20 protein-coding genes and 2 pseudogenes are annotated in these 26,659 nt (G+C 72.4%); 9 read left to right on the top strand and 13 right to left on the bottom strand.

What is annotated here, in order from left to right; all coding sequences use genetic code 11:
• Positions 1 to 20 precede the first annotated feature (20 nt).
• From N8I87_RS13065 to N8I87_RS13055, 3 genes and pseudogenes are all read right to left on the bottom strand, one after another.
• Positions 21 to 563 (bottom strand): DUF4232 domain-containing protein, encoded by a 543-nt coding sequence (locus N8I87_RS13065; RefSeq protein ID WP_263208492.1) that lies wholly within the window; start codon positions 561 to 563, stop codon positions 21 to 23.
• A gap of 42 nt (positions 564 to 605) precedes the next feature.
• Entirely contained in the window at positions 606 to 2,114 is a 1,509-nt protein-coding gene (locus N8I87_RS13060; protein ID WP_263208490.1) for a sensor histidine kinase, read from the bottom strand.
• Positions 2,111 to 2,554: pseudogene (locus N8I87_RS13055) on the bottom strand (winged helix-turn-helix domain-containing protein); the annotation flags it as partial. The pseudogene N8I87_RS13055 and the gene N8I87_RS13060, both read right to left, overlap by 4 nt.
• Before the next feature lie 2 nt (positions 2,555 to 2,556).
• Here N8I87_RS13055 and N8I87_RS13050 point away from each other — a divergent pair.
• Together N8I87_RS13050 and N8I87_RS13045 are read left to right on the top strand one after the other, a co-directional pair.
• Positions 2,557 to 3,711, top strand: a pseudogene (locus N8I87_RS13050) (SulP family inorganic anion transporter); the annotation flags it as partial.
• 54 nt (positions 3,712 to 3,765) lie between these two features.
• On the top strand, positions 3,766 to 4,692 hold the full coding sequence (locus N8I87_RS13045) for an oxidoreductase (protein ID WP_263208488.1): 927 nt from the start codon (positions 3,766 to 3,768) through the stop codon (positions 4,690 to 4,692).
• Positions 4,693 to 4,703: 11 nt separating this feature from the next.
• On the opposite strand, the gene nirD is transcribed toward N8I87_RS13045, so the two are convergent.
• The 6 genes from nirD to N8I87_RS13015 all read right to left on the bottom strand — a co-directional run bounded on the left by nirD (position 4,704) and on the right by N8I87_RS13015 (position 11,344).
• The gene (nirD, locus tag N8I87_RS13040) at positions 4,704 to 5,054 is read right to left on the bottom strand and encodes a nitrite reductase small subunit NirD (RefSeq protein ID WP_263208486.1); all 351 of its coding nucleotides are present in this window, start codon (positions 5,052 to 5,054) and stop codon (positions 4,704 to 4,706) included.
• Positions 5,051 to 7,660: a nitrite reductase large subunit NirB gene (nirB, locus tag N8I87_RS13035; protein WP_263208485.1), complete on the bottom strand. Its 2,610-nt coding sequence runs from the start codon at positions 7,658 to 7,660 to the stop codon at positions 5,051 to 5,053. The genes nirD and nirB overlap by 4 nt, the downstream gene beginning before the upstream one ends.
• On the bottom strand, positions 7,660 to 8,880 hold the full coding sequence (locus N8I87_RS13030) for an NAD(P)/FAD-dependent oxidoreductase (RefSeq protein WP_263208484.1): 1,221 nt from the start codon (positions 8,878 to 8,880) through the stop codon (positions 7,660 to 7,662). The genes nirB and N8I87_RS13030 overlap by 1 nt, the downstream gene beginning before the upstream one ends.
• Before the next feature lie 162 nt (positions 8,881 to 9,042).
• Positions 9,043 to 9,663 carry a class F sortase gene (locus N8I87_RS13025; protein WP_263208482.1) on the bottom strand — a complete coding sequence of 207 codons (621 nt, stop codon included), beginning with the start codon at positions 9,661 to 9,663 and terminating at the stop codon, positions 9,043 to 9,045.
• 110 nt (positions 9,664 to 9,773) lie between these two features.
• Complete coding sequence (locus tag N8I87_RS13020; RefSeq protein ID WP_263208481.1) at positions 9,774 to 10,319, bottom strand: GVDTG sorting domain-containing protein; 546 nt, start codon at positions 10,317 to 10,319, stop codon at positions 9,774 to 9,776.
• Positions 10,320 to 10,612: 293 nt separating this feature from the next.
• Positions 10,613 to 11,344, bottom strand: a complete 732-nt coding sequence (locus N8I87_RS13015; protein WP_263208479.1) for a TetR/AcrR family transcriptional regulator C-terminal domain-containing protein — start codon at positions 11,342 to 11,344, stop codon at positions 10,613 to 10,615.
• A 202-nt stretch (positions 11,345 to 11,546) separates the two neighbouring features.
• Here N8I87_RS13015 and N8I87_RS13010 point away from each other — a divergent pair, with 202 nt between their 5' ends.
• Positions 11,547 to 13,043: an MFS transporter gene (locus N8I87_RS13010; RefSeq protein ID WP_263208477.1), complete on the top strand. Its 1,497-nt coding sequence runs from the start codon at positions 11,547 to 11,549 to the stop codon at positions 13,041 to 13,043.
• 102 nt (positions 13,044 to 13,145) lie between these two features.
• Here N8I87_RS13010 and N8I87_RS13005 read toward each other — a convergent pair whose 3' ends face one another.
• Positions 13,146 to 14,789: a M4 family metallopeptidase gene (locus N8I87_RS13005; protein WP_263208476.1), complete on the bottom strand. Its 1,644-nt coding sequence runs from the start codon at positions 14,787 to 14,789 to the stop codon at positions 13,146 to 13,148.
• A gap of 139 nt (positions 14,790 to 14,928) precedes the next feature.
• Between N8I87_RS13005 and N8I87_RS13000 the strand changes: the two genes are divergently transcribed.
• The 5 genes from N8I87_RS13000 (at position 14,929) to N8I87_RS12980 (ending at position 20,547) form a co-directional block, all read left to right on the top strand.
• Positions 14,929 to 15,342 carry a gamma-glutamylcyclotransferase family protein gene (locus tag N8I87_RS13000; protein ID WP_263208474.1) on the top strand — a complete coding sequence of 138 codons (414 nt, stop codon included), beginning with the start codon at positions 14,929 to 14,931 and terminating at the stop codon, positions 15,340 to 15,342.
• 47 nt (positions 15,343 to 15,389) lie between these two features.
• Positions 15,390 to 15,977, top strand: coding sequence for a toll/interleukin-1 receptor domain-containing protein (locus N8I87_RS12995; protein ID WP_263208472.1), 588 nt, complete (start codon positions 15,390 to 15,392; stop codon positions 15,975 to 15,977).
• A 1-nt stretch (position 15,978) separates the two neighbouring features.
• Positions 15,979 to 17,052, top strand: coding sequence for a protein kinase domain-containing protein (locus tag N8I87_RS12990; protein WP_263208470.1), 1,074 nt, complete (start codon positions 15,979 to 15,981; stop codon positions 17,050 to 17,052).
• A gap of 124 nt (positions 17,053 to 17,176) precedes the next feature.
• Complete coding sequence (locus tag N8I87_RS12985) at positions 17,177 to 18,610, top strand: TIR domain-containing protein (RefSeq protein WP_263208468.1); 1,434 nt, start codon at positions 17,177 to 17,179, stop codon at positions 18,608 to 18,610.
• Entirely contained in the window at positions 18,607 to 20,547 is a 1,941-nt protein-coding gene (locus tag N8I87_RS12980) for an SPFH domain-containing protein (RefSeq protein WP_263208467.1), read from the top strand. Before N8I87_RS12985 ends, N8I87_RS12980 begins: the two co-directional genes overlap by 4 nt.
• Positions 20,548 to 21,136: 589 nt before the next feature.
• Here N8I87_RS12980 and N8I87_RS12975 read toward each other — a convergent pair.
• The 3 genes from N8I87_RS12975 to N8I87_RS12965 form a co-directional block, all read right to left on the bottom strand.
• Positions 21,137 to 23,407 carry a molybdopterin oxidoreductase family protein gene (locus tag N8I87_RS12975; protein WP_263208465.1) on the bottom strand — a complete coding sequence of 757 codons (2,271 nt, stop codon included), beginning with the start codon at positions 23,405 to 23,407 and terminating at the stop codon, positions 21,137 to 21,139.
• A gap of 112 nt (positions 23,408 to 23,519) precedes the next feature.
• Positions 23,520 to 24,989 (bottom strand): membrane-associated oxidoreductase, encoded by a 1,470-nt coding sequence (locus tag N8I87_RS12970; protein WP_263208463.1) that lies wholly within the window; start codon positions 24,987 to 24,989, stop codon positions 23,520 to 23,522.
• A gap of 2 nt (positions 24,990 to 24,991) precedes the next feature.
• Positions 24,992 to 25,675 carry a SanA/YdcF family protein gene (locus N8I87_RS12965; protein ID WP_263208462.1) on the bottom strand — a complete coding sequence of 228 codons (684 nt, stop codon included), beginning with the start codon at positions 25,673 to 25,675 and terminating at the stop codon, positions 24,992 to 24,994.
• A 159-nt stretch (positions 25,676 to 25,834) separates the two neighbouring features.
• On the opposite strand from N8I87_RS12965, the gene N8I87_RS12960 reads away from it, so the two are divergent.
• Positions 25,835 to 26,605: a sirohydrochlorin chelatase gene (locus N8I87_RS12960; protein WP_263208461.1), complete on the top strand. Its 771-nt coding sequence runs from the start codon at positions 25,835 to 25,837 to the stop codon at positions 26,603 to 26,605.
• Positions 26,606 to 26,659 lie beyond the last annotated feature (54 nt).

Here is a 26,659-nt window from a genome sequence, read left to right as displayed (position 1 = left end):
GCGCGTGATGTGGTGGTGGGTCAGATGGTGCCCTCCGTGTTGATCGGGCCGACCTGGAAGAGGTGGGAGCACGTCGTCCAGTGTGTGGGGACGAGGGTGGAGGTGTACGAGCCCGGTGGGTAGATCCGCAGATAGGTGCCGGTGCGCAGGCAGGGGCCGCCGACGGGACCGTTGGTGGTGCGGATGATCGCCGATGCGGAGTGGCCCGGGGCCAGCGTGACCGTGCCGTAGGGCGAGCCGGAGCGGGTGGCGGCCGGGCCGATCTGCTTGTGTGCGGTGTCGAGGACGCTGACGCCCGGGTAGCCGCGCAGGGCGCACTTGCTCGTACTGGTGTTGGTGAACCGGATGGGCTGGTAGAGCGAGCCGGCCGCGCCTTCCCCGCGGCCCATGGACAGGTACAGGTCCTTCACGGCACAGATACGGGTTCCGGCCGACGTCTGAGCCGTAGTTGTTGTCGTTGCCGTCGCGCTCTCCGCGACGCCCGCGGTCGCGAGGGCCGCCGCGGCGGCGGTCAGGGCGGCCGTCAGGCCGCGCCGGGAGAAGAGTCGGGTATGCAGAAACATGGCGCATCCGCCTCCATCGGGCGAATGGGAAGATGCAGGTCGCTATGTTGGATGCACCTTCGAGGGGAAAAGTTGTAGCGCGCGGTCGGACGGCACGGGGTCCGGGTCAGCTGCGGGGTCTCCCTCGGGCGGCTGCTCCGCCGAGGGCATGCGGACCACGGCGTCGAGGCCGCCCGTGGCTGCCGGACGCAGACTCACCTCTCCGCCGCCGGCGTGGGCCAGCCGCTGGACCAGCGAGAGCCCCAGGCCCGTACCGCCCTTGGGTGCGCCCGGGGCACGCCAGAACCGGTCGAAGGCGCGGGCGCGCTGTTCCGCCGTCATGCCCGGACCCTCGTCCGTGACGTGCAGGTCGACCCAGCACGGGCGGCTGTCGCGGAAGGGACGGTGCGCGGGGGTGCGGAGCCGTAGCTCCATGGTGACCGTGCTGCCGGCGGGAGAGGCTCGTAAGGCGTTGGACAGAAGGTTGTCCAGGATCTGTTCGACGGCCCCGGGCACGGCGAGTACCGGACCCACGCTGCCGGCGAACAGGACGAGCGAGACGTCCTCACGCTCGAACAGCGGCGCCCAGGTCCGGTGCCGCTCCGCGCAGACCGCGCCCACGTCGACCGGGCCCGCGACGGCCGAGTCCTCCTCCAGGCGGGCCATGGCCAGCAGGCCCTCGACCAGCCTCGCCATCCGGTCGGTCTCCGTGACGGCGGCGGCGAGGCTGGGCCGGGCACGCCGGGTGATGTCGGGCTCCAGGCTCTCCAGCCTGAGGCGCAGGGCCGCGAGCGGTGTCTTCAGCTGGTGCGAGGCCTCGCCGGCGAAGGCGCGCTGCGACGCCAGCAGATGTTCGAGGCGGGCGGCCGTGCTGTTGAAGGCCGCGGCAAGACTGCGGACCTCCGGCGGGCCCGAGGTGACCCGTACGCAGGTGGGCCGCGCGCCGTCGGCCAGCCGGTGCGTCGCCTCCTCCAGCCTGCGGATGGGACGGCCCGCCCAGCGCGCGAACGCGAACGCCACGGCCGCGACCGCGGTCAGGACCGCGAGGCCCGCGAGGGCCAGCGCCAGCCAGGCCCGGTGGACGCGGTCGTGCACCAACGCCGTCGGAAGGGTGATCTGCACGGCGCCCTGAGCCCGGTCCGCCTCCCGCGTACGGTGCCCGACCGGAGCCGCCACGGACAGATGGCGGACACCGCCGATCGTGGACGCGCGGACATCGGTGCCGGCCCGGCCGCTCAGCGCCGCGACGACCTCGGGACGGGTCGGCAGGGAGCGTTCCTCCAGGTCCGACAGACGGCGCGAGGCGGCCAGCAGATCACCGTCCGCGTCCAGGACGACCACCTCTCCGCCGATGCGCTCGGCGCAGTGCTCGGCCCGCTCGACCAGTTCCTCCCGGCGCCGGGCGGCGAGGGACAGTTCGGCATACGCGGCCACCGACGCCGCCTCGTCATGGGCCGAGTTGACGACCCGGTCCTTCTCGGCCCGCGAGTACACGAAGCCCAGGGGGACCTCCAGACACAGCAGGACCAGGCCCGCGAGGCTCAGATAACTCAGCAGCAGACGGCGGGTCATGACGCCGCGGCATCGGCAGGCCCGGCCTGGGGCCGACCCGGGCTGCGGACGGCGAGCCGGAAGCCGACACCGCGCAGCGTCTGGATCCACGCCGGGTCGCCCAACTTGCGGCGCAGGGTGGCGACATGCACGTCCAGCGTCTTGGTCGGGCCGTCGTAGTGTTCGTCCCAGACCCGGCTGAGGATCTGCTGCCGCGAGTAGACGGCGCCCGGGTCGTCGGAGAGCAGGGCCAGCAGTTCGAACTCCTTCGGCGTCAGCGTGACCGGCGCCTCGCCCACCCACACCTGCCGCGTCCGCCGGTCCACGACGAGGGGTCCCGGCTCGGGACCGTCCCATTCACCCTCGTACGGCTCGTACGGGGCCTCCTGCGGGGACGGATCGGACGGCGTCCGCAGATTGCGCCGGTGCACGGCCCGGATGCGGGCGACCAACTCCCGTACGCGGGCTCGGCATCGTCACGATCGCGCTCAGCGCCCTGTGGAAGAAGGTCCCCGGCCCGGTGAAGAAGATCCCGGCCGCGCTCGTCGCCGTCGGCATCGGCAGCGCGGTCGCCGCCCTGCCCGGCGTGGACGTGCGGACGCTCAGGGTCGGCAGCCTGACGGACGCCGTCAGCGTCCCGGGCCCTGAGCAGTTCGCGGGTCTCGCCGACGCCGGGATCATCACCGCGATCCTCACCTTCACGGTCATCGCCTCGGCGGAGAGTCTGTTCACCGCCGCCGCCGTGGACCGCATGCACAACGGCCCGCGCACTCGCTACAACACCGAGCTCATCGCCCAGGGCGCCGGAAACACGATCGCCGGCATCCTCGGGGCGCTGCCCATCACGGCGGTCGTGGCCCGCAGCTCGGCGAACGTACAGGCGGGGGCCAGGACGCGCCTGTCCCGCACCCTGCACGGCCTGTGGCTGCTCGGCTTCGCCCTGCTGCTGCCCCAGGTCCTCGCGCTGATCCCGATCTCGGTGCTCGCCGGGGTGCTCGTGCACAGCGGCTGGAAGCTGTTCGCGCCCGCGGAGTTCCCGAAGATGTGGCGCCAGGACCGGGGCGAGTTCGTCGTCATGGCGCTCACCACCGTCGTCATCATGGCCAGCGCGCTGCTGGAGGGGGTCCTCGTCGGCCTCGCCGCCGGGGTGGTGCTGGCCGCGCTGCGCATGTCCCAGGCCGTCGTACGGCACCAGGTCGAGGACGACACCGCCAAGGTCGTCGTGGCGGGCAACGCCACCTTCCTGAGGCTGCCGCGCCTGATCGACGCGCTGGAACAGGCCGCCGCCGCGGACCGGCCGCGCATCCGGCTCGACCTGCTCCAGGTCACCCACCTCGACCACGCCTGCCGCACCCAGATCGACGAGTTCGTGGCGCAGCGGCGGGCGGCGGGCAGACGGGTGGAACTGCTGATGCCGGACCCGACGGGGACGGCGGCGGCAGCGGCGGCAGTGGCGGGAGCGGTGGGAGCGGCGGCCGAGGAGCCCTCGTCCGGCCCGGGGCCCGTGGCGACCTCCAGGGCGGAACCGGTACCCGTACCAGGGCCCACGGCCGAGTGGTTCTACCTGGACACACGACCCGTCCCGAGTGCGGCCGAGCCGTGGCCGCCCCTAGGCTGAAGCCTTACGGCCAGGGGCGAGCAGCCGGTGCCGAGCGGTCGAGGAGGAGCCCTCATGACAGGCTGGAACGCGCACGACATCCCCGGCCTCACAGGCCGCACCGCCGTCGTCACCGGCGCCAACAGCGGGCTCGGGTATGTCACCGCGCGGGAGCTCGCTCGTAAGGGTGCCCGGGTGGTCCTCGCGTGCCGCAGCGAGGCGCGGGGGAGAGCGGCGGTGGACCGGCTCCTGGAGGAGGTGCCCGGCGCCGAGGCCCGGTTCGGGCGGCTGGACCTCGGGGACCTGGCGTCGGTGCGGGACTTCGCGGGCGGGCTGTCGTACGACCGTCTCGACCTGCTCGTCAACAACGCCGGGGTGATGGCGCCGCCGTACGGGACGACGGCGGACGGGTTCGAGACGCAGTTCGGGGTCAACCACCTCGGGCACTTCGCCCTCACCGGACTGCTGATGCCCGCGCTGCTCGCCGCGCCCGGCGCCCGCGTGGTGACCCTGGCGAGCGCGATGCACGCGCTCGCCAACATCGACATCCGTGATCTCAACAGCGAGCGCCGGTACCGGCGTTGGATCGCCTACGCCCGCTCCAAGACCGCCAACCTGCTCTTCACCCACGAGCTGGCGCGCAGGCTGGCGGCCACCGGCGCGGACGTGGTCGCGACCGCCGCCCACCCCGGATACGCCGCCACCAACCTCCAGACCGCGGGCCCCCGTGCCGAGGGACGCCGGGGTGCCGAACGGCTCATGGAACTCGCCAACCGCGTCTTCGCCCAGCCGGCGGAGACGGGCGCCCTGCCCACGCTGTACGCGGCCACGGCCCCCGGCGTCCGGCCCGACTCCTTCTTCGGCCCCTCGTTCGCGATGTGGCGCGGCGCCCCGGAACCGTCCTGGCGGGCGCCGTGGACACGCGACGACGAAGCGGCAACGCGGCTCTGGGACGCCTCGGCGCGGCTGACGGGCGTGTACTACGACGCCCTCAAGGGGTGACCCCCCTCACGTCAGGCCGCGTGCACCTCGTACGTCGCCACCCGTACCGTCTCGTCGTCCAGGCACCGCCCGGAGGTCAGGTCGAAGCGCTGCTTGAGCAGCGGGGAGGCGACGAACGGGCGGCCCTGGTGGGTGCCGGTCAGGCCACGGGAGAGGACCGCCGCGCCGCCGAACGGATCGCGGTTGTCGATCGCGTACACCCGGCCCTCGCGGTCCAGGAAGATCGCGGCCTGGCGCCCGTCGGGCAGCAGCGCCGCAACCCCGCGGCCCGGCGTCAGCGCGGTCAGATCACAGATGGTCAACCAGTCCTCGTCCAGCCGCAGCCGGATCTTCAGGGCGGTCGTCTCGGGTGCCAGGGTCATCGCTGGGCGCTTCCTTCCAGGGGACGGTGGCCGATGGTCAGCAGGGGGAGGTCGGGCTTCATCTGGTCGCGCTCGGGGACGAAGCCGACGACCGGGTCGGGGGTGTCGGGCGCGTTCACGAAGGACACGAACCGGGCGAGCTTGTCGGGGTCGTTGATGGTGGTCGCCCACTCGTCGGCGTAGTGCGCCACATGGTCCTTCATCAGGGACTCCAGCTCCTCGCAGATGCCGAGGGAGTCCTCCACGACCACGTCACGCACATGGTCCAGGCCGCCCGGGATCCGCTCCAGCCAGGTCGAGGTGCGCTCCAGACGGTCCGCGGTGCGGATGTAGAACATCAGGAACCGGTCGATCAGGCGGATCAGTTCGGTGTCCGACAGATCCTGGGCCAGCAGGTCCGCGTGGCGCGGGGTGGCGCCGCCGTTGCCGCCGACGTACAGGTTCCAGCCGTTGGAGGTGGCGATGACGCCGAAGTCCTTCGACTGGGCCTCCGCGCACTCGCGGGCGCAGCCGGAGACCGCCGACTTGAGCTTGTGGGGCGACCTGAGTCCCCGGTAGCGCAGCTCCAGGTCGATCGCCATGCGCACGGAGTCCTGGACGCCGTAGCGGCACCAGGTCTGGCCCACACAGGACTTCACCGTGCGCAGCGCCTTGCCGTACGCGTGCCCGGACTCGAAGCCCGCGTCCACCAACCGCGTCCAGATCAACGGGAGTTGCTCGACGCGCGCGCCGAACATGTCGATCCGCTGACCGCCCGTGATCTTCGTGTAGAGGCCGAAGTCGCGGGCGATCTCCCCGATCACGATGAGCCCCTCCGGGGTGATCTCACCGCCCGGGATGCGCGGGACGACCGAATACGAGCCGTTCTTCTGGAGGTTGGCGAGAAAGTGGTCGTTGCTGTCCTGCAGCGCCGCCTGCTCGCCGTCCAGGACATAGCCGCTCGCGCCGATCGTCGGGGCGAGGGACGCGATGATCGATCCCACCGCCGGCTTGCACACCTCGCAGCCGTCGCCGCCCCGGGCGCCCTCACGGCCGTAGCGGTCCAGCAGGCCCTGGTAGGTGTTGATGCGCAGCGCGAGGACGATCTCGTACAGCTCCTCGCGGGTCTGGGAGAAGCAGCCGCACAGGCCCTTGTCGACCTCGACGCCGCTCGCCTCCAGCTCGGCGGTGACCAGCTGGCCGAGCACCTTGACGCAACTGCCGCAGCCCGTACCGGCCTTGGTGCACTTCTTGACCTCGGGCACGGTGGTGCAGGAGTGCTCGGTCACCGCGCCGCGGATCGAGCCCTTCGACACGTTGTGGCAGGAGCAGATGATCGCCTCGTCGGGCAGGGCGGAGGGGCCGAGCTGCGCCGGGGCGCCCGCGCCGGCGGGCAGCACCAGCGACTCCGGCGAGACCGGCGGGACGGAGCCGGTGAAGGCGCGCAGTGTGCCGTACGCCTCCGCGTCACCGACCAGGATGCCGCCGAGCAGCGTGCCGTCCCGGCCGATGACCAGCTTCTTGTACAGGCCCGCGCGCGAGTCGGAGTAGACGACGTCCAGACAGTCCTCGGCCGTGCCGTGCGCGTCACCGAACGACGCCACGTCGACACCGAGAAGCTTGAGCTTGGTGGACAGGTCCGCGCCCGTGAACGCCGCCTCGTCCTTCGCGATGGTCGCCGCGGCCGTCTCCGCCTGCTCGTAACCGGGCGCCACCAGGCCGTACACCCGGCCGTCCGCCGCAAGGGCGCACTCGCCGATCGCGAACACATGCGGGTCGGTGACCGTACGGCACTGCTCGTCGACGGAGATGCCACCGCGCTCGCCGACCGCGAGGCCGCAGTCCCGGGCCAGCTGGTCGCGGGGACGGACTCCGGCGCTGAACACCACCAGGTCGGTGGCGAGTTCGGAGCCGTCCGACAGCTTCATGCCGGTGACCGCGCCGTCGGGGCCGACGGTGACCTCCTGCGTGCCCACACCGGTGTGCACGGCCAGGCCCATGTCCTCGATCGTGCGCAGCAGCGCCGCGCCACCGCCGTCGTCCACCTGCACCGGCATCAGGCGCGGCGCGAACTCCACGATGTGGCTGGTCAGTCCGAGGCCCTTCAGCGCGCCCGCGGCCTCCAGGCCGAGCAGGCCGCCGCCGACCACCGCACCCGTCGTCGCCCGCGACCTGGCGTACTCCTCGATCGCGAGCAGGTCCTCGATGGTCCGGTAGACGAAGCAGCCCTCGGCGTCCTTGCCCGGGACCGGCGGTACGAAGGGATAGGAGCCGGTGGCCAGTACGAGGGTGTCGTACTCGACGACCAGACCGGAGCGGGAGGTCACCCTGCGCGCCTCACGGTCGATCGTCTCCGCCGGGTCGCCCACGTGCAGTTCGATGCCGTGGTCCTTGATGAACTCCATGTCGGTCATGGACAGTTCGTCCGGGGTCTTGCCCGAGAAGTACGAGGTGAGCTGTACACGGTCGTACGCCGGACGCGGCTCCTCGCACAGCACGACCACGCGGTGCGTGGCGGTCAGGCCGCGCTCGGCGAGCGCTTCGAGGAAGCGCTGGCCGACCATGCCATGGCCGACGAGCACGATCGTGGGGTGGGACCGGTCCCCACCGAGTGCGGTCGTGGACATCAGGAGCCTCCATCGTTGGTGAGCAGGTGGAGCAGGGGGCCGCCGTCGGACGGGAGCGGCTCTGCTCCCTCCCAGGCGCGGGCGAGCGCGCCGACGGTGCCGAGTTCGCCGACGAGGACCCCGCCGACCAGGCGGTCGTCGCGGACGACGACCTTGCGGTACGTGCCCCGGGTGGCGTCCGTGAGCTGGACGACGTCGTCGCCGGGGCGTGGCTCGGTCTCGCCGAACGCGGCGATGTCGAAGGGGGAGTCGGGTCCGGTCAGGGTGAGCCGGGTCAGGGAACGGGTGCCGGTGTAGCGGGAGTCGACCCTCCCGGCCAGCAACTCGGCCAGCACATCCGCCTGTTCCAGCGCCGGAGCGGCCAGTCCGTAGACCGTGCCGTCGTGCTGGACGCAGTCGCCGATGGCGTGGATGTACGGGTCGGACGTACGGAGTTCGTCGTCGACGACGATGCCCTTGCGGACGTCGAGTCCCGCGTCCTGGGCCAGGCCGGCGCGCGGGTGGATGCCGCAGGCGAGGACGACCAGGTCGGCGTCGAGCGCGTACCCGTCGGCCATTTCCACCGAGCGGACCGCGCCGCCGACACAGCGCACGTCCCGCACCCGGCACTCGGTGTGCACCTCGACGCCGAGGTCCTTGAGGTGCCGCAGTACGAGCTTCGAGGCGTTCGGGTCGAGCTGGCGCTCCATGAGCCGCTCCGCCTGTTGGGCGAGGACCACCTGGGCACCGCGCACGGCGAGCGCGCGGGCCGCGGACACACCGAGCAGCCCGCCGCCGATGACGACCGCCCGCACACCCGGCCTTACCGCCTTGGAGAGTCCCAGGCAGTCGTCCATGGTGCGGAACGCGTGCACGCCCTCGGGGAGTTCGTGCCCGCCCGCGCTGAACAGCCCGCGCAGGGGCGGGAGCACCGGGTTGGAGCCGGTGGCCAGGACCAGCCGGTCGTATGCGATCACCGAGCCGTCCGCGCACTCGACGGTGCGCCGGGCGCGGTCGATGCCGGTGACCCGGGCGCGGGTCAGCTGAGCGGGCGCCGGGAGGGCGATCACCTCCGGGCTGTACCTGCCGGCCAGCACCTCGGCGAGCAGGACCCGGTTGTACGGGCGGTGCTCCTCCTCGCCGACGAGCAGCGCGGGCGTGCCGAGCTCACCGAGCCGGCGGGCGAGGCGTACGCCCGCGAGGCCGGCGCCGATCACCACCACACGCGTATTCGAGGTCATGCAACGCAGCGTGCGGTGCCGACGTTACCCGGCAGCATCACCGTTGTTTCCCGCGAGGAACGCTGCCCTCAGTGGGGGCGGGGGCGGGGTGTGAGGGTGCTGGGCGCGGGCCGGCGCGGGCTGTGAGGTGGGCGTGGCCGAATCGCTCGGCTGCTGAGCTGCTCAGCGGCTCCCGGTCAGGTGCGCGAACACGACCACGTTCGCCTGGTAGCCGGTGGCCTTCGAGTAGGTGCCGCCGCAGGTGATCACCCGTAGCTCGGGACGCTCGGCCGCGCCGTACACCTTCTCGTCCGGGAAGTTCCGCGCCTGGTAGACCTCGACCGCGTCCACCGTGAACACCGCGACACCCCCGTCGCGCCGGTCCACCTCGATGGTGGCGCCCCGCCTGAGGGCGCCGAGGTCGTAGAAGACGGCGGGTCCCTCGGTGTTGTCGACGTGCCCCGCGACGATCGCGGTGCCCCTCTCACCGGGGGCGGTGCCGGACTCGTACCAGCCGGCGAGGTTCTTCTGGCCGGCGGGCGGGACGTCGAGGCTGCCGGACTTCGTCAGGGCCAGACCCATCAGCGGTGCGTTCACATGGATGGCGGGGATGCGAATGCGGGTGGGCGGCGAGGGTGGCAGCGCGGCGGACGCGAGCCGCTCCTCGGCGGGGTCCGGGCGGCCTTCCGCGACGGACGGCTGGGGCGGGGCGTGCGTGCCGGCGCCGCCTCCCAGCAGGAACACCCCGGAGCCCAGGGCGACCACGGTGACGGCGGCTATCGCGGTGTCGCCGATCCTGCGCATACGAACCCCTCTCCCGGAACTGACCCCCTCCCCCTCCGGGCCGCGAGGGGCGTCGGACCCGGAGGGGGCGGGACTTGCGGTACCGGCGGACGGACAGCGGAGGGTGTCCGTCAGATCCCGTCGCCTCTCGCCCGGCGATGCAGGAGCCAGGTACCGCCCGCGGCGGCGACGGCCAGAGCCGCCACGCCCGCCGCGGTCTGCACGGGGTCGGGGCCCAACGCGCCGCCGACCCCCGTCTTCACACTTCCGCGCGGCTGCGCCCCTTCGTGCGCCGTGCTCAGCGCCACCATGAGGTCGCCCGCCACCTGCCGGCCGCCCACGGCGCACCGCGCGACGATCTCGTACGTCCCCGGCTGCGCGCTCGGCGGCACCCGGAACTGGCCGATCGCGTCGCCCTCGTGCGTGCTGGGCGCCAGCATGAACGCGCCCGCGCCCACCGCGCTCGCGTCACCCGCCGCCGTCCCCTTGTCGCCGCACGCCTTCGTGTTCACCGTGACCTGACTACCGGGGACCACGGTGGAGGGGTACACCTCCAGGCTCTCTGCGACCGAGGACACCCGGGACACCCGGACGCCACCGTGGGCGGGGGCGGCGGCGAGCCCCGCCGCGGCGACGGCGAGCGCGGTACCGGTCAGCATGCGGGCGGTGCGGCGCATGGTGCTCCCTCGAGTTCACGGGGGCACGCCCGCGGCACCCCCATGTGCCGCCGAGTCGGTCGCGTCCCTGCCCTTCCGAGGTAAGTGGCAGTCGCCCGGACCCGCTTCCTGACAAGGCGTCAGAAATGGGATGAACGGGTGTCTCGGGCTAGCCCCGCACGGGCTGCCGGGAGGGTGTTTCGGCAGGTCATGGGCGTGGGTGGGGTCGCCGAGGAAGAGAACACGAACGGCGCGGGCGGCGCGTGTGAACGGGTGACCGGGATACACCGGGCGTCCGGTGGGCCGCTGGGCGGCTAGTCGGGCAGCCGCATCGCCAGACCGTCGAGCACGATCTCCAGGGCGTAGACGAACTTGTCGTCGCGGACCCTGGCCGGGTCCGTGGTCGCCGCGACGGCGTCGGTGTAGGCACCGGAGAGATGGTCGTGGCCGGCCGCGGCCTGCTGGGCGGCGGGCAGCAGCCGGTTGATGAACTCGGCCTCGGTCTCGCCGGAGCGGGCGACCGTGGTGAGCCAGGCGGCCTCCGTGCTGCTCATGCCGATCGTGTACGACAGCACGGCGTCGATCGCCCCGCTGGGGTCGGGGAAGCCGATCGCCGTGAACAGCGCGGCGAGCCGCTCGGAGAAGGCCATCAGGTTGGGGCCGAGATAGGCGAGGCCGGCCTGGCCGAGGACCGAGGACAGCCAGGGGTGCCGCAGCGCGGTGGCGCGGAAGGAGGCCGCGGCCTCGGTGACCGCGGCCCGCCAGTCCGGGCTGTCGGAGGGCGGTACGTGGATCTCGGCGGCGACCTCGTCCACGGCCAGCTCCATCAGCTCGTCCTTGGTGGCGACGTGCCGGTAGAGGGAGGTCGCGCCGGCGTTCAGACGGGCGCCGAGCTTGCGCATGCTGAGCGCCTCGATGCCCTCCGCGTCGAGCATGGCGATCGCCTCGCGGACGATCGCGGCCCGGCTGAGTGCGGGCTGGTCGGGCTCGGACCGGTGCCGGGCCCAGACAGAGGGGATCGGGTTCGGCTTCGCCTTGGCTGCCATGGCGCTCCTCTGGGTGCTCAGGGACGTGTGTGCGTTCCTGCGTACGTCGTGCGCAACCAGCGTACAGCGAGCGGGGTTGCGCACACCATTCCGAGCTGCGTACAGTGTTCGCATCGTCCGGAACGCTGTACGCAACGCAGGAACAGTGTGCGCAGTCGCTTGATCCGTGTGCAGTCGGTGAAGCCCGAAAGGAAGAACCCCGATGGAAACCCGCAACCCACGTCGCTGGTGGATCCTCGTCGTGCTGTGCCTGAGCACGCTGGTCCTGGTGGTCGACAGCATGGCGCTGACCGTCGCGGTGCCCGCGATGACCGAGGACCTCGGCGCGAGCGCCCAGGACGTCCAGTGGATCCTCGACTCCTACATCCTCGTCTTCGCCGGTCTGCTGCTCACCTCGGGCAGCCTCGGTGACCGCTTCGGCCGCCGCAGGGTGATGCTGGCCGGCCTGCTGCTGTTCGGCGCGGCGTCACTGGCAGGCTCGTTCGCCGCCGACCCGGGACAGGTCGTCGCCGTGCGCGTGGCGATGGGGGTCGGCGGGGCGCTGATCATGCCGTCCACCCTCTCCATCCTCATCACGGTCTTCGACGAGGAGGAGCGCGGCAAGGCGATGGCGGCATGGGGCTCGGTGTCGATGCTCGGCCTGGTCGGCAGCCCGGTGCTGGGCGGTGTCCTGGTCGACCACTTCTCCTGGCACTCGATCTTCTTCCTCAACGTCCCGGTCGTCGTCCTGGCCGTCCTCGCCGGTGTGACCCTGATGCCGGAGTCGAAGGCGCCCTGGCAGAAGGCCGACCCGCTGGGTGCGGTGCTGTCCGCGGCCGGGATGACCGCGCTGGTCTGGTGGATCATCGAGATCCCGCAGCACGGCGCGCTCGAGGGCCGTTCCCTGATCAGCCTGACCATCGCGGTCCTCGCCCTCACCGCCTTCGTGATCTGGGAGAACCTGACCTCCTCCCCGATGGTCCCGCTGGTCCTCTTCAAGCACCGCAACTTCAGCGGAGGTTCGCTCTCCCTGGCCCTGGTCCAGATCGGCAACGGCGGCCTGCTGCTGGTCCTCACCCAGTACCTGCAGTTCGTCCTCGGCTACTCGGCCATCAAGGCGGGCCTGGCCTTCCTGCCGCTGGCCGTGACCGCGATCGTCGGCAACACCGCGGGCGTGAAGCTGGCCGCGAAGATCGGCAATCGCTTTGTGATCCTCACCGGCATGCTGATCATGGTGGTCTGCTTCGCCCTGCTCACCACGGTCGACGCCGGCTCCGGCTTCACCGTCCCGGCGATCGCCCTGGGCCTGCTCGGTCTCGGCGCCGGAGCGGCCATGCCGGCGGCGGTCGGCGCGCTGATGGCCACCATCCCGGCGGACAAGGCGGGCGTCGGCTCGGCCCTGAACGACACCGTCCAGCAGGCCGGCACCGCCCTCGGCATCGCGATCCTCGGCTCGCTGCTCTCCAGCGGCTACACGGACCGGATGCCCGCGGCCGCCCCCGACGAGGCCCGTCACTCCATCGCCGGCGCAGTCGCCGCGGCCCACCCGACCCTCCTCCGCCCGGCCCGCGAAGCCTTCACCTCCTCGATGTCCACCACCTTCACCCTGAGCGCCCTCGGAGTCCTCGCCGCGGCGATCCTGGCCACGGTGGTGATGCGGGACGACAAACAGGAACAGCCCGCAGAGTCCCCGAACCAGCAGCCGGAACTGGCCGCCTGACCCCACCCCACACGAGAAGGCCGATGCCCCGACGGGCACCGGCCTTCTCGTGGCAATGCCACGCAAGGCCGGCGCCCGTCATGGAGCGCCGCCTTCACCACGTCAGTTCACGTTGACCGCGCTCCACGCCGCCGCCACCGCGTTGTACTCCGTGCTGCCCGCGCCGTAGAGGTCCTTGGCCGCGTTCAGGGTGGCCGTGCGGGCGGCCTTGTAGTTGGTGGAGGACGTCATGTAGACCGTCAGCGCCCGGTACCAGATCTTGCCGAGCCTGTCCCGGCCGATGCCGGTCACCGTCGAGCCGTTGTACGTGGGCGAGTTGTAGCTGACGCCGTTGATGACCTTCGCGCCGCTGCCCTCCGCGAGGAGGTAGGCGAAGTGGTTGGCGACGCCGGACGAGTAGTGGACGTCGAGGTTGCCGACCGAGGAGCTCCAGTAGTCCGCGGAGTTGCCGTCCTTGGACGGCTGGTCCATGAAGCGCAGGGCGGGCTTGCCGAAGCCGGGACGGACGATCTCCTCGCCGATGAGGTAGTCGCCCTGGTCGGAGGGGTTGTTGGCGTACCACTCGACCAGGGTGCCCGTGATGTCGGAGGTGGCCTCGTTCAGGCCGCCGGACTCGCCCGAGTAGGTCAGCGCCGCCGTCTTGGACGTCACGCCGTGCGACATCTCGTGGCCCGCGACGTCCAGCGCCACCAGCGGGCCGAAGACCGAGCCGTCACCGTCGCCGTACGTCATGCAGAAGCAACTGTCGTCCCAGAAGGCGTTGTTGTAGTTGTTGCCGTAGTGGACGCGGTTGTACGAGCCCTTGCCGTCGTTCGCGATGCCGTTGCGGCCGTGGACGTTCTTGTAGTAGTCCCAGGTCTCGTTGGTGCCGTACTGCGCGTCCACCGCCGCCGAGGAGCGGTCGGTGTTCGCCCCCGTGCCCCAGTGGTTGTCGGCGTCCGTGAACAGCGTCGCGGGGGCGCGGACGAAGCAGATGCCGAAGATGCACAGGTCGGTCTTGTTGGCGGCGTCGCCGGTGTACGTGTTGCCGCGGGTCGGGTCCTTGAGCTGGTACGACGACCCCGACTGCGTCGTCTCCAGCGCCACCGTGCCGCTGTACAGCGACTTTCCGTCGCCCGTCGCCGTCTCGATGCTGTCCCAGGCGTCGATCTGGGCGCCGGTGCGGGCGTCGGTGAGCACCGTGCGGGCCACCGGGTTGCCGAGGGAGTCCTGGCCGACCGCGTCGGTGCGCCAGGCCAGCTTCGGGGTGCCGTGCAGCGCGTCGACGACCAGCTGCGGTTTGGCCTTGACCCGCTTCAGGCTGTCGCCGAGGTTCGCCGCACGCAGCGCGTTCACCGCGAGGTCGGCGGCCTTGGGGGCGGACAGCTTGGGGGTGATGGAGGAGAGGGAAATATGGCTCTTCGTGGCGCGGTTCGCGTTGCGGAACGTGCCGTTCGGGGTCAGATGGACCACGAAGTCACCGCCGAGAACCGGCAGTTGGCGGTAGGTGCGGTCGTAGCGGACGTGCTGGGTACCGTCCTTGTCGACGATCACGTCCCGGACGCTGGTGTCCTGCGAGGAGGTCAGGCCCAGGCTCGTGGCGTGCTGCAGGAGCGCCGAGGCCGCGTTCTCGATCGCGGTGGCCCGGGTCGGTCTGCCGTCGGCGTGGGCGGCGGGGGAGAGAGTGGCGGCCAGCAGGGTCGCCGTGGTGGCGGCTATGCCGGCCGTGGCGAGGCGGGATCCTCGGATGTGCCGTGTCCGACTCATCGGTCTCCTTGGGGAGGCGCCTGGAAGGCGTGGGGGTGGCACTGATGTCGACAGACGATTTAAAGGGCCATGACATGTCATGTCCATAGCGCCTTCAAGGAGATGTGTGAGAGGTCGGAGGGGATGCAGAATCGTTCCTGTGACCCTTCCGTTCTTCGTCTACGGCACCCTCCGCCCCGGCGAGCCCAACCACGACCTGTTCCTTCGCGGCCGTACGCGCTCCGAGGAACCCGGCCGGCTGACGGACGCGGTGCTGTACGACGGCCCCGGATATCCCTACGCCGTCGAGGAACCCGGGGGAGTCGTCCGCGGGGAACTCGTCACCGCGTTGCCCGAGGCGTACCCCGAACTGCTCACCGAGCTCGACCGGCTGGAGGAGTACGTTCCGGGCGACCCGCGCAGCCTTTACGAACGGGTCGACCGGAATGTCGTACGCGGCGACGGAACCACCGTGCGCGCCTGGGTGTACGTGGCCGCGCCGCATGTCGCCGCTCTCCTGTGCGCACGTGGCACGCGCATCGCGGACGGCGACTGGCTGAACCGGGTCCACTGAGGGCAAATCCCGTCCCTTGTCCGGGTATCACCCCTACACTCCAGGCCATGACGGGGCTTGACGGGGTGAACCTGGCGATCGCGGTCGCCGGTCTGCTGCTCACGGTGGCGGGCACGTACTTCGGATTCCACGAATACCGCCAGCGGCGATCGGGCGCCCGTTCCGGCGACGGTGGTGCCGGTGGCGGCGGAGCGTTTGAGCCACCCGAGCGGCAGGGTCCGTACGACGTCTTCGTGTCGTACGCGGACGGTGACGCGGAGGCGGCCGAGCTGCTGGCCGGGCGGCTGCGCGCGGCGGATCTGGAGGTGTTCCTGGTGCGCTGGGTCGCGCCGGGACTGGTCTTGCTCCTGGAGACCGAACGGGCGCTCACCGAGGCCCGGTTGGGGGTGCTGCTGTTCGGCTCCGGTACGACGGCCGACCAGCGCGCCCGGGACGAGTACGCCGCCCTGCTGCACCGCAAGTACGAGGGCGGCCTGCGGTTCGTACCGGCGCGGATCGCGGACGTCCCGCTTCCCCCGCTCGCCGCCATCCACCAGCCGCTCGACCTCACCCGGCCCGGCACCGCCCACTACGACCGCGAGGTCGCCCGCCTGGTCCGGGTCGTCCGCGCGCCTCGGCGCACGGCGGGGACCTGAGATGGTGGTCACCCGGCCGTGGCGACTGCCGCGCTGGACCGAGGTGCGTGAACTGCACACGGGACGGTGCGGGCGCGTCGTACTGGCTTGGCCCGCCTACGAATCCGGGAGCGAGGATGGTGAGCAGGCCGAGTCTCCGGCCGTGGCCCGTGCGACCGGCGCAGGTCTCGGGCCCGCGCGGCCGGCCGTGGTGCGGTACGTGCCCGCCCGGCCGCTGATCCACCGGCCGCGCGAGGCCGCGTTCCGGGCGGACGTCCGGCGGCTGGCCGGACTGCGGATCCCCGAGGCGGCCGTGCCGTACCGGTTCGTGCAGGCCCCCGCGTTCCGGACGGCGTACGAGCGCTCGGCCGTGGCCGCGGGCGGGGCGCTGATCAGTGACGCGGTCGAGGGCGTCACCCTCGCGTGCCTGCTGGACCGGCACGGCGTCCTGTCCGGACCCGCCGCGACGGTGCTCTTCCGGGACGTGCTGCGCGCGTTGGCGGCCGCACACGAGCGGGACACGGCCCACGGTGACCTGCGGCCCGGCAAGGTGATGGTCGGCGCCGACGGGGCGGTCACGGTGACCGGTCTGGGACTCGCGGCGCTCACCACCGGCGCCCCGGAACTGCGCGCCCCCGAGCTGTGGCAGGGCTCCGGGGACGCGACGCACGAGGCCGACGTGTACGCGGCCGCCTGCGTCCTCCACCGCTGTCTGACCGGCCGGCCACCGTTTCCCGTACCGCAGTTGTTCAGCCTGATGGCCCGGCACACCACGGCGCCGGTACCGCTGACGGGGATACCCCGCCCCCTGCGCGAACTGCTGGCCGCCGCCCTGACGAAGGACCCGGAACTGCGCCCGCGCGCCGCCGCCCTGCTGGCCGAGATGCGGCGGTCGAGAAAGACCGACTGGGAGGAGACGGGCAGGGTGGAGTTGGGTGCCCTCGCCGCACCGATGGTCGAGCCGCTGCCGCGCACCCCACCGCCGCAGCCCCCGCTACCGCGGCCACCGCTCCGGCCCACCCGACCCGCCGGGTCCACGGCGGCCCTCGGCCCGCCCTCGCGCCGCAAAGTCCCGTACGCAAAGGAACTGGGTTAGTACGACTTATTCAATGCCTGGGTGGAGGGGTTGGTTCCAGCCCTAGCCTGGTCCCCCTCGCAACCGGCGGCCCGGTCCGGTGGCCGTACGGCCCCAGGCAGCCGTGCCCAGGAGGTCCACGCTGTTGAACGACCGGTCGAGCGACGTGTTCCTCTCCTATGCCGCCGACGACGCCGCCTGGACCGAACGGCTGGCCGAGGAACTCGCCGCGCACGGACTGCGGCCCTTCTTCGCCGAGTGGAGCATCGAGCCGAGCGAGGTCGTCGTCCACCGCCTGGACGCCGAACTGCTCGCCTCCGCCCATGGCATCGCCGTGATCAGCCCGGCCTCCGCACGCTCCGGCCGCGCCATGGACGAGTACGCGGCGCTGGCCACCGCGTCCGGCGAGCGCGGGCTACGGTTCATCCCGGTGCTGCTCGGCCATGTCGCCGTACCGCCGTTCGCCGCCAACCGCGTCTGGCGGGACTTCAGCGACGTGACCGACGAGGAGTTCGCGGAGAAGGCCGCCGAACTCGCCGCCGTCGTCGCGGGCCGCCCCGCCGCACCCGGTGCCGCGGCCGCCCGGGACAACGAGGACGTCGCCAACCCCTCCCCGCCCCGCCCGCTCACCGCACCCGACCGCCCGTCCTTCGTCGTCTGCTACGCCCCCGCCGACGCCGTGTACGGCCGCGCGCTGGCCGGCCGGCTGCGCGAGGCCGGGCTGCCGGTCTGGTCGGTCGGCGATCTGCGGCCCGGGGACGCCCACTTCTGGACCATCCGGCAGCAACTGCGGCACGCCGTCGCCGTCGTCGTCGTGATGACGCCCCGGTCGCAGGACTCCGACGACATCACCCGCATGATCCTGGAAGGCCAGGTGCACGGGCGGCCGTTCGTCCCCGTCCTGCTCGACGGAGAGGTCAACTACCACCTCGCCGCCGCCTGGCACATCGACGCACGCGACGGCGCGCTGCCCGACGACACCCACCTCGACCTGCTGCGCCGGCTGCACGAGGACGCGGCCCGGGGCCGGCCGCCGCGGCTGCCCGAACCGCGCCGGGCACGCGGCGGGCGAGGTCCGTCCCCGGTGCGGCTGACGGCCTCCGCCGGTCTGGAACGGCTGCGCGCCCACCTCGCGGAGGACGAGTACGAGCACGCCGACCTGCTCACCACCCGGCTCGTCATGGAGTCGGCGGGCCGGCTCGGCGAGGGCTGGCTGAGCGCGCGGCACGCCGCCACCGTGCCCCGGGAACTGCTGGCCGGCATCGACGCGTTGTGGGCCCACCGCACCCACGGCCGACAGGGCTTTGGGCGCCAGCTCGCGCTCGCCCCCGCCGGGGGACCGCGGGGGCCACGCTTCCCCGAGCTGGGTGCCGCGCTGGGCTGGCGCGACACGGCCGAGGACGCCGTGCCCCGGCTCTACCGCGACTTCGCACGGCGGGTGGGACCGGGCGGACGGGCCGGCTTCTACCCCACGCTGCGTGACCCGGGTCACGAGAACGACCCGGACTGGTACGACCGTTGGAGTTCGACCGTGCTGGCGCTGCACGCGCGGCTACGGGAATGGGGGACCGACTCGTGATCATTCTGGTGCTCTTGATCCTGATCCTGCTGGCCGTCGCCGGGGCGGCGGCCCTCAGGGGGCGGGTCGTGGTGCCCGCCGACCACGTCGGGATCATCACCCGGCGCTATGTGGCACCGCATCCGGACCGCACGTTCAAGCAGGTCAACCCGGCCGACGCGCGCGGAGTCCTGGCCCGCACACTGCTCCCCGGGACCCACTGGATGTGGCCGGTGGTCAACTCGGTGGACCTCGTGCCCAGGGTGCATGTGCCGACGGACATGATCGGCGTGGTGACGGCCCTGGAGGGGCACAACCGGTCCGACCGCGGCAGGCTCGCCCGGCACGTGGACTGCGACGACTTCCAGGACGGCGAGAAGTTCCTGCTCGGCGACGGCAGGCGCAAGGGCGAACAGGGCGTCCAGGTCACGACCTTGAGCGGCGGTCAGTCGTACTACGTCAATCCCCGGCTGTTCCGCGTCGAGATGAGGCCGCGCACCTTTGTGCCGCCGGGCACGTTCGGCCTGGTCCAGGCGAAGGAGGGCGCCGTACGGCCGCCGGACCGGCGGTTCGGCCGGCACATCGAGTGCGACAGCTTCCAGGACGGGGAGGCCTTCCTCGCGGGCGGCGGCGAACAGGGCAGGCAGCTGGCCCTCCTCGGCGGCGGGGCGTACTACGACATCAATCCGGAGCTCTTCGACGTCGTCACGGTCGACAACGTGAGCGCCGCTCGCGACGGGCTGACCGAGGCCCATCTCCGGGAGATCTCCATCGGGGAGGACTACACCGGAGTGGTCATCACCCTGGACGGCGCCGAGCCCGGCCAGGACGTGGACGGCGCGGTGGCACCGAGGGTGCCGGGGCACAGCAGCTTCCGGCTGCCCTGGGTCTTCCTGGAGAAGGGCGGACAGCGGGGCGTCCAGGAGGAGACCCTGGGCAAGGGCACGACCTGCGCGCTCAACCCGTGGTTCGTACGGGTGATGGTGATCCCCACCCGGGTGCTGATCCTCAAGTGGCACGACAAGCGGGCGTCCGAGGCCGAGAACTACGACGCCGACCTCGGCCGGATCACCGTGAATGTCCAGGGCTTCGACCTGTCCGTGGACCTCTGGCAGAACCTGCAGATCCCGCCGGACGTGGCGCCCAGGCTGGTCAGCCGGTTCGGTGGCGTGAGCACCGCCGGACTGGGCGGACTGGTCGACGACCCCGCGCCGATGAAGCGGTTCGTGCGGGACGTCCTCGGCGCGGCGGTGGCCGGGTACTTCAACGAGATCGTCATGACCAACTCCGTGCTGGAGTTCCTCGCCAGCTACGAGCACGTCCGCAAGGACCTCACCGACCGGGTCAGGCACGCGCTGGAGAAGTGGGGCGTGGAGACGCTGGACACCAGCCTCGGCCGGTTCACGCCGACCGATCCGGCCCTGCTCGACACGCTCAAGGCCAAGTTCATCGAGGAGGGCCGGGGCGAAAAGCTCGGCGTGGCCGTCGAGAACGCCAAGCTGGACGACCTCATCGACGCCTACCGGGCGCGCGCGGAGTCCCGCCGCGCCGGCCTCGAACTGAAGGCCGAGGTGGAGGCGTTGGGCAAGGACAACGTGGCGATGATCCGCATCGTCCGCGAGTTCGCCGGCTTCGACGTCCCGCAGTACATCGGCGGTGGCGGCGACATCTCCGCCTACATCCAGACCCTGCCCCTGCCCGCGATGCAGGACCTCCTGGCCCGCCTGCGCCAGCTCCGCACCGACCAGCAACTGTCCTCGGGCCCGGGACGCCAGGAACTGACCATGGAGGACCAGGGCGGGCGGGAGCACGCGGACACCTCACCCCACCCGGACGACACGTTCTCCGGCATCGAAACGGCGGACCTGATCCCGACACAGGACGCAACGGGGATGGAGGCGGTGCCCGGGGACGACGACGGGGTGCCGGGGGCACGTGAGCCGGAGGATCTGCGTTGAGCGGTTGGACCGGGCGGGCAGTTGCGGGTGGAGTCCCACGAACGGCGGGAGGCGGCCGCGTTCGGTTCGTCCGTGCGGCGGGGTGACGCTGGCATGTAAGCCGGACGGCGTGTGCTGAGGCATCGAGCCGGTCGGCGGCGCGGCCGTCGTCGGGCCGGTCGAGCGGCGTGGAGATCGTGTCGGGGCGGGGACCGGTGGCACGCAAGCTCGACGAGGTGCGCAGAGCGGTTGGACTGGACCCGGCGGCGGTGCGTCCCGTGGTCGGCGCCGTGGGCCGGGGTCACGGCGGGCCCCGTGGCGAGACGGCGGCCACCGGGTTGCCCTCGGCCGCTCCGGGCCGGGTCCCGACCGCGGGCGGAGTCCCACGAACGGGCCGGGGCGGCCGCGTTCAGTTCGTCCGTGCGGCGGGGTGCCGGTGGCAGGTACGCCGGACGACGTGTGCCTGAGGCATCGAACGGGTCGGCGGCGTGGCCCTCGCCGGGCCTATGAGGCGGCGTGGAGATCGTGTCGGGGCGGGTAACGGTGGCACGCATGCTGAACGACGTGCGCTGAGACGTCGGGCCGTGCATTGCCGGCGGCCCGCGTGAGGTCAGGGCCTCACCGGCTCCACGCGTACCGCGCACGCCTTGAACTCCGGCATGCGGGAGGTGGGGTCGAGGGCCGGGTTGGTGAGGGTGTTGGCGCGGCCCTCGCCCGGCCAGTGGAAGGGCATGAAGACGGTGTCGGGGCGGATGGCGGTGGTGATGCGGGCGGGTGCCACGGCCCGGCCGCGCCGGGAGACCACCGCCAGCGGATCGCCCTCGGCCGCCCCGAGCCGGGCGGCCAGGCGCGGGTGCAGCTCCACGAACGGGCCGGGTGCGGCCGCGTTCAGCTCCGCGACCCGCCGCGTCTGCGCGCCCGACTGGTACTGCGACACCACGCGGCCGGTCGTCAGCAGCAGCGGATACTCCGCGTCCGGCTCCTCCGCACTCGCCCGATGCGTCACGGGTACGAACCGCGCCCGGCCGTCCTCGGTGGCGAAACGGTCGAGGAAGAGGCGGGGGGTTCCCGGGTGTACGTCGGGCAGGGCGGCGGGGGAGGCCGGCCCGGCTTCGGCGGCCTCGGCTTCGGGGGCCTCGGCGTCGCCGGCCGGATCCTCCGGCAGCGCGTCGAGCCGCGCGTCCTCGCCGTCGTCGGCGCCGGGGGCGGTCCGGCTGTCGGTGTCCGTCCGGCTGTCGCTGTCCGATCCGGCTTCGCCCTCGCCGGGGCCCGCAGGCCTTGCCGGACACGGCCAGAACACCCCGTTCTCCTCCGCCAGCCGCCGGTAGGTGATCCCCGAGTAGTCCGCCGGGCCGCCCGCGCTGGCCAGGCGCAGCTCCTCGAAGACCTCCTCCGGGTCCGTCGGGAAGCCCTTCTCCACGCCGAGGCGAGCGGCCAGGCCGTGCAGTACCTCCAGGTCGCTGCGGACGCCGACCGGCGGGGCGATCGCCTGCCGGCGCAGCAGCACCCTGCCCTCCAGACTGGTCGTCGTGCCCGTCTCCTCGGCCCACTGGGTGACCGGCAGGACGACGTCCGCCAGCTCCGCCGTCTCCGAGAGCACGACGTCCGCCACCGCGAGGAAGTCCAGCGAACGAAGCCGCTCCTCGACATGGGCCGCGCGCGGCGCCGACACCACCGGGTTGGACCCCATCAGCAGCAGCGTCCGGACGTCCGTGCCGAGCGCGTCCAGCAGCTCGTACGCACTGCGCCCCGGCCCGGGCAGCGAGTCGGGGTGCACGCCCCACACCTCGGCCACGTGCCGCCGCGCCGCCGGGTCGTCCAGCTTGCGGTAGCCGGGCAACTGGTCGGCCTTCTGGCCGTGTTCCCGCCCGCCCTGCCCGTTGCCCTGCCCGGTCAGACAGCCGTACCCGGACAGCGGACGGCCCGCGCGGCCGGTCGCCAGACACAGGTTGATCCACGCGCCCACCGTGTCCGTCCCCTTGGCCTGCTGCTCCGGCCCTCGCGCCGTCAGCACCATCGCCGACTCCGGCTCGCAGAACAGCCGCACCGCCTCCCGCAGCTGTGGCACGGACACCCCCGTGATCCGCTCCACGTACTCCGGCCAGTGCGCCATCGCCGCCGCCCGCGCCTCCTCCCAGCCGGACGTGCGCTCCTGGATGTACGCCTCGTCCGTACGGCCCTCCGCCACCACCAGGTGCAACAGACCGAGCGCCAGCGCCAGATCCGTCCCCGGACGCGGCGCCAGGTGCAGGTCCGCCTGCTCGGCGGTCCGCGTGCGGCGCGGGTCCACGACGATCAGCGTTCCGCCGTTCTCCCGCAACTCGCTGAAGAACCGCAGCGACGGCGGCATGGTCTCGGCGAGGTTGGAACCGACGAGGATCACGCACCCGGTCTTCGGGACGTCCTCCAGCGGGAACGGCAGCCCCCGGTCCAGACCGAACGCCTTCGTCCCGGCGGCCGCCGCCGACGACATGCAGAAGCGGCCGTTGTAGTCGATCTGCGAGGTGCCCAGCACCACCCGCGCGAACTTGCCGAGCGTGTACGCCTTCTCGTTCGTCAGCCCGCCCCCGCCGAACACCCCCAGCGCATCGGGGCCGTACCGCTCCCGCGCGGTCCCGAGCCGCTCGGCGATCAGGTCCAGCGCCTCCTCCCAGGAGGCGGGCACCAGCCGGCCGCCGGACCGCACCAGCGGCGAGGTCAGCCGCACCGCGGACGCCAGCACCGCCGGGGCCGTACGACCCTTGCCGCACAGTGCGCCCCTGTTCACCGGGAAGTCCGCGCGTTCGGTCACCTCGACGCCACCCTGCGGCAGGGGCGTGATGTTCATCCCGCACTGCAGGGCGCAGTACGGGCAGTGGGTGGGCGTCGAGGTGGTCTCCATGCCGACCAGCGTGCTTCGGGCGTGTTACGTCCCGTGACGGCTCCCTGTTACACGGCCGGGAAGCCGACCTCCCCGCCGGGCCGGGTGCGGCGTGAGGTACCGGTTTCCGTTCCTACTGCCGGTTCAGGGAACGGGTGACGCCCGCCGCGATCGTCGTCGCCAGCACCCAGCCGGTGGCGATCAGCAGATACGACAGCCACTGGTACCAGCCGCGCGGCGCGAACGCCGCCTCCTGGCCGAAGTCGATGATCGGCAGCAGCAGGTCGAGAGTGTAGAAGAGCGGGTTGAAGGCGGGCGCCTCGGAGGGCTTGAGCGCGGACGGATGATGCAGGGCGAACGCGAGCGTGCCCGTGCACAGCAGCAAGAGCAGCCAGCCCGCGGCCCGCATCGGGCGGAAGCCGTAGCCGACGGCCGCGTCCTGGAGGTAACCCCACAGCCGGGCGTACGGCGGCAGGGTGCGGCGGTGGCGACGGAACTTGGCCAGCTGGACGGTGCGCGCGGCGGCCTCGTCGCCCACCGTGCGGTACGCCGTGGTCAACTGCTCGTAGGGTTGGGGAAGATACCCGTCCGGCTCGCCTTCCAGCAGCGGAAGACGCTGCTCGGCCGGGAGGTGCGGGGTCAGGACGCGGTAGCTGAGCCCGTCGGTCTGGACCTGCCGGGGCCACACCTCGGGCGGCACATGCAACAGGTCGAACTGGGCACGGCGCAGATTGACCGCCCCTTCGATCGGCGCGGCCTCCCGCAGCCACAGCTCGCCGACGACACTGCTGCTGGCGCGCAGGGCCCTGCCGCCAGGGTTGGAAAGCCGGGCGTGGGCGAGATTGAGCTGACGGGGAATCCTGGCACCGCCCAGGTTGACCCGGCCACGGGTCCGCAGCCGCATGGCGTGCAGGTCGGTGCCGACCGTCAGCACCTCGGCGTGCAACGCGGTGTCTCCGGGGGCGTTCAGCTCCGCGTCGTTGAGGTTCACCTGATTGCGGACGACCGCCCCGTTCAAGTGCACCTTGCCGTGCGCGACCAGCCCGGGAGCCCACACGTCCGTGCCCACCTCGGCGTGGTTGAGCTGGAGCACGGGCTCCTCGGGAACCTCACCGGGCCTGCCGAGCCGCGCACCGTTGGCGAAGAACGCTCCGGCCAGCTTCGCCCCCTGGAGCCGTACCGGCCCCGTGACACGGCAGCAGGTGATCCGCACGACCCCTTCGGCGCGCAGACTCCCGGCCGTCAGCCCCGGCAGCAGCGAGTCGCTCAGGACCAGAGCGACGACCTGCGCCCCGTACAGATCGGGTGCCTCCTCGAAGTGGCAGAAACGCAGCCGGACGGGATGACCGACGGTGCCGTACTTGAGGTCCAGACACCCGGTGATCCGCGCGCCCGTCACCTTCAGACCGGCTATCCGCCCCTCCCGCACCGGCCCGTCCAGCAGCAGCTCCCGCAGCACCTCCGCCCGCAGGGTGCGCTCGGGACCCCACGAGGCGCCCTGCGCGGGGTCCTCGTCGTCGCCCTCCCGGAAGTCGACCCCCTCGCCGAGCGGGAAGGCGTCCCGGACGCGCCGCTCGGCCGGCGTCAGGTCCGTGATCTCCATGCTCAGCCCCGTGCCCCCGCCAGCGCCTTCGTGACCCCGTGCTCCCGTGGCCCCAGGAACGTCGGATCCGGCTCGAACACCGCGTCCAGCGCCGCCTTGCCCGCCGCGAAGATCTCGCGGGTGCCGCCGTAGTACCAGGTGACGTCATGCTTGGCGTCGACCCCGATGCCGTACGACTCGACCCCCGCCGCCTCGCACAGGGCGACCGCGCGGCGGATGTGGAAGCCCTGGCTGATCAGCACGGCCCGGTCGACGCCGAAGATCTTCTTCGCCCGGACACAGGAGTCCCAGGTGTCGAAGCCGGCGTAGTCGCTGACGATCCGGGCATCCGGCACCCCGTGCCTGGTGAGGTAGGTCCGCATCGCGTCGGGCTCGTCGTAGTCCTTGCGGCTGTTGTCCCCGGTGACCAGCACCACCTCGATACGGCCCGCGCGGTACAGCTTCGCCGCCGCGTCCAGCCGGTGCGCGAGGTACGGCGACGGCTTGCCGTCCCCCCACAGGCCCGCCCCGAAGACCATGGCGACCTCGGTACGGGGCGCGTCCGCCGTTGTCCGCAGCCGGTCGGCCGTGGACATGTACAGCCAGGTCATCGGCAGCAGCGCGAGGACGCACCCGGCCATGACCCCCTGCACCAGCCGCCGCCACCCGGCACGAGTGCGCGGCAGGCGTGGTCGACGGATCTTCATGCGGTCCCCCCAGCTCCCCGGTCCCCTTCGACCATGGAGGACGCATACCGCAGTGATCCGGTTCGTCTCACACCGCAGGGGCCCGTGCCGTGAACCCACGGAAAATACCTGTCACCGCGGCGCAACGGGGGTGCAATCTCCGGCCGCCAGGATCCTTCCATGACGGCGTCGAACCCTCCTCTCCCGCTCCACGGCGGGCGCCGCCCCGCGCCGCCCGCCCTCGTGCTGGTGGCGCACGGCAGCCGCGACCCGCGCGCGCTGGACACCGTCCGGCTGCTCATGGAGCGGGTACGGGGACTGCGCCCCGGCGTGCCGGTGCGCCTCGGGCACATCGAGCTCAACGAGCCCCTGCTTCCCGACACCCTCGCCGCCCTCGGTGACGCGCCCGCCGTGCTCGTACCGCTCCTGCTCAGCCGCGGCTACCACGTCAAGCGGGACATCCCCGAGATGGCGGCCGCCGCCGCGGCACGCACGCGCGTGGCCGCCCCGCTCGGCCCGCACCCGCTCCTCGTGGAGACCCTGTACGCCCGCCTCGTCGAGGCCGGCTGGCGCACCGGCGCCGACGACCCCGTGCGCCGCAGTGGAGCCGTCGTCCTGGCCGCGGCTGGTTCCCGCGACCCCGATTCCGCGGCCGACACCCGCCGGACCGCCCGCCTCCTCGCCGAGCGCCTGGGCGTGCCCGTGGTCCCCGCCTACGCCTCCGCCGCGACGCCGACCGTCGAAGCTGCCGTATGCTCCCTGACCGCCCGAGGCCGCCACCGCATAGCCGTGGCCTCCTGCTTCACGGCCCCGGGCCGCTTCGCGACCCAGTGCGCCGAAGCAGCCCCCTGGATCGCCTCGGCCCCCCTCGGCGCCCATGAGGCGATGACCCGCCTGGTCCTGCACCGCTACGACCAGGCATTGTCGACACCGGCAACGACAGCCGCTTGAGGGGGCGCGGGCAGCCCAACTCGACAGACGAGTAGGCACGACAACACCCAATTG

Origin of the sequence: Streptomyces sp. HUAS 15-9 (assembly GCF_025642155.1) — a bacterium.
Taxonomy (GTDB): Bacteria; Actinomycetota; Actinomycetes; order Streptomycetales; family Streptomycetaceae; genus Streptomyces.
The sequence above is the reverse complement of the archived record's forward strand: the minus strand, read 5'-3'. Positions and strand labels throughout refer to the sequence as shown.

Coding starts and splice junctions, on each gene's coding strand:
- N8I87_RS13005 (WP_263208476.1), bottom strand. CDS start 14,789: ATGAGTCGGACACGGCACATCCGAGGATCCCGCCTCGCCACGGCCGGC.
- nirB (WP_263208485.1), bottom strand. CDS start 7,660: ATGTCCACGACCGCACTCGGTGGGGACCGGTCCCACCCCACGATCGTG.
- N8I87_RS13020 (WP_263208481.1), bottom strand. CDS start 10,319: ATGCGCCGCACCGCCCGCATGCTGACCGGTACCGCGCTCGCCGTCGCC.
- N8I87_RS12995 (WP_263208472.1), top strand. CDS start 15,390: ATGACGGGGCTTGACGGGGTGAACCTGGCGATCGCGGTCGCCGGTCTG.
- N8I87_RS13065 (WP_263208492.1), bottom strand. CDS start 563: ATGTTTCTGCATACCCGACTCTTCTCCCGGCGCGGCCTGACGGCCGCC.
- nirD (WP_263208486.1), bottom strand. CDS start 5,054: ATGACCCTGGCACCCGAGACGACCGCCCTGAAGATCCGGCTGCGGCTG.
- N8I87_RS13015 (WP_263208479.1), bottom strand. CDS start 11,344: ATGGCAGCCAAGGCGAAGCCGAACCCGATCCCCTCTGTCTGGGCCCGG.
- N8I87_RS12975 (WP_263208465.1), bottom strand. CDS start 23,407: ATGGAGACCACCTCGACGCCCACCCACTGCCCGTACTGCGCCCTGCAG.
- N8I87_RS12960 (WP_263208461.1), top strand. CDS start 25,835: ATGACGGCGTCGAACCCTCCTCTCCCGCTCCACGGCGGGCGCCGCCCC.
- N8I87_RS13045 (WP_263208488.1), top strand. CDS start 3,766: ATGACAGGCTGGAACGCGCACGACATCCCCGGCCTCACAGGCCGCACC.
- N8I87_RS12990 (WP_263208470.1), top strand. CDS start 15,979: ATGGTGGTCACCCGGCCGTGGCGACTGCCGCGCTGGACCGAGGTGCGT.
- N8I87_RS13010 (WP_263208477.1), top strand. CDS start 11,547: ATGGAAACCCGCAACCCACGTCGCTGGTGGATCCTCGTCGTGCTGTGC.
- N8I87_RS12965 (WP_263208462.1), bottom strand. CDS start 25,675: ATGAAGATCCGTCGACCACGCCTGCCGCGCACTCGTGCCGGGTGGCGG.
- N8I87_RS13060 (WP_263208490.1), bottom strand. CDS start 2,114: ATGACCCGCCGTCTGCTGCTGAGTTATCTGAGCCTCGCGGGCCTGGTC.
- N8I87_RS13030 (WP_263208484.1), bottom strand. CDS start 8,880: ATGACCTCGAATACGCGTGTGGTGGTGATCGGCGCCGGCCTCGCGGGC.
- N8I87_RS13025 (WP_263208482.1), bottom strand. CDS start 9,663: ATGCGCAGGATCGGCGACACCGCGATAGCCGCCGTCACCGTGGTCGCC.
- N8I87_RS12970 (WP_263208463.1), bottom strand. CDS start 24,989: ATGGAGATCACGGACCTGACGCCGGCCGAGCGGCGCGTCCGGGACGCC.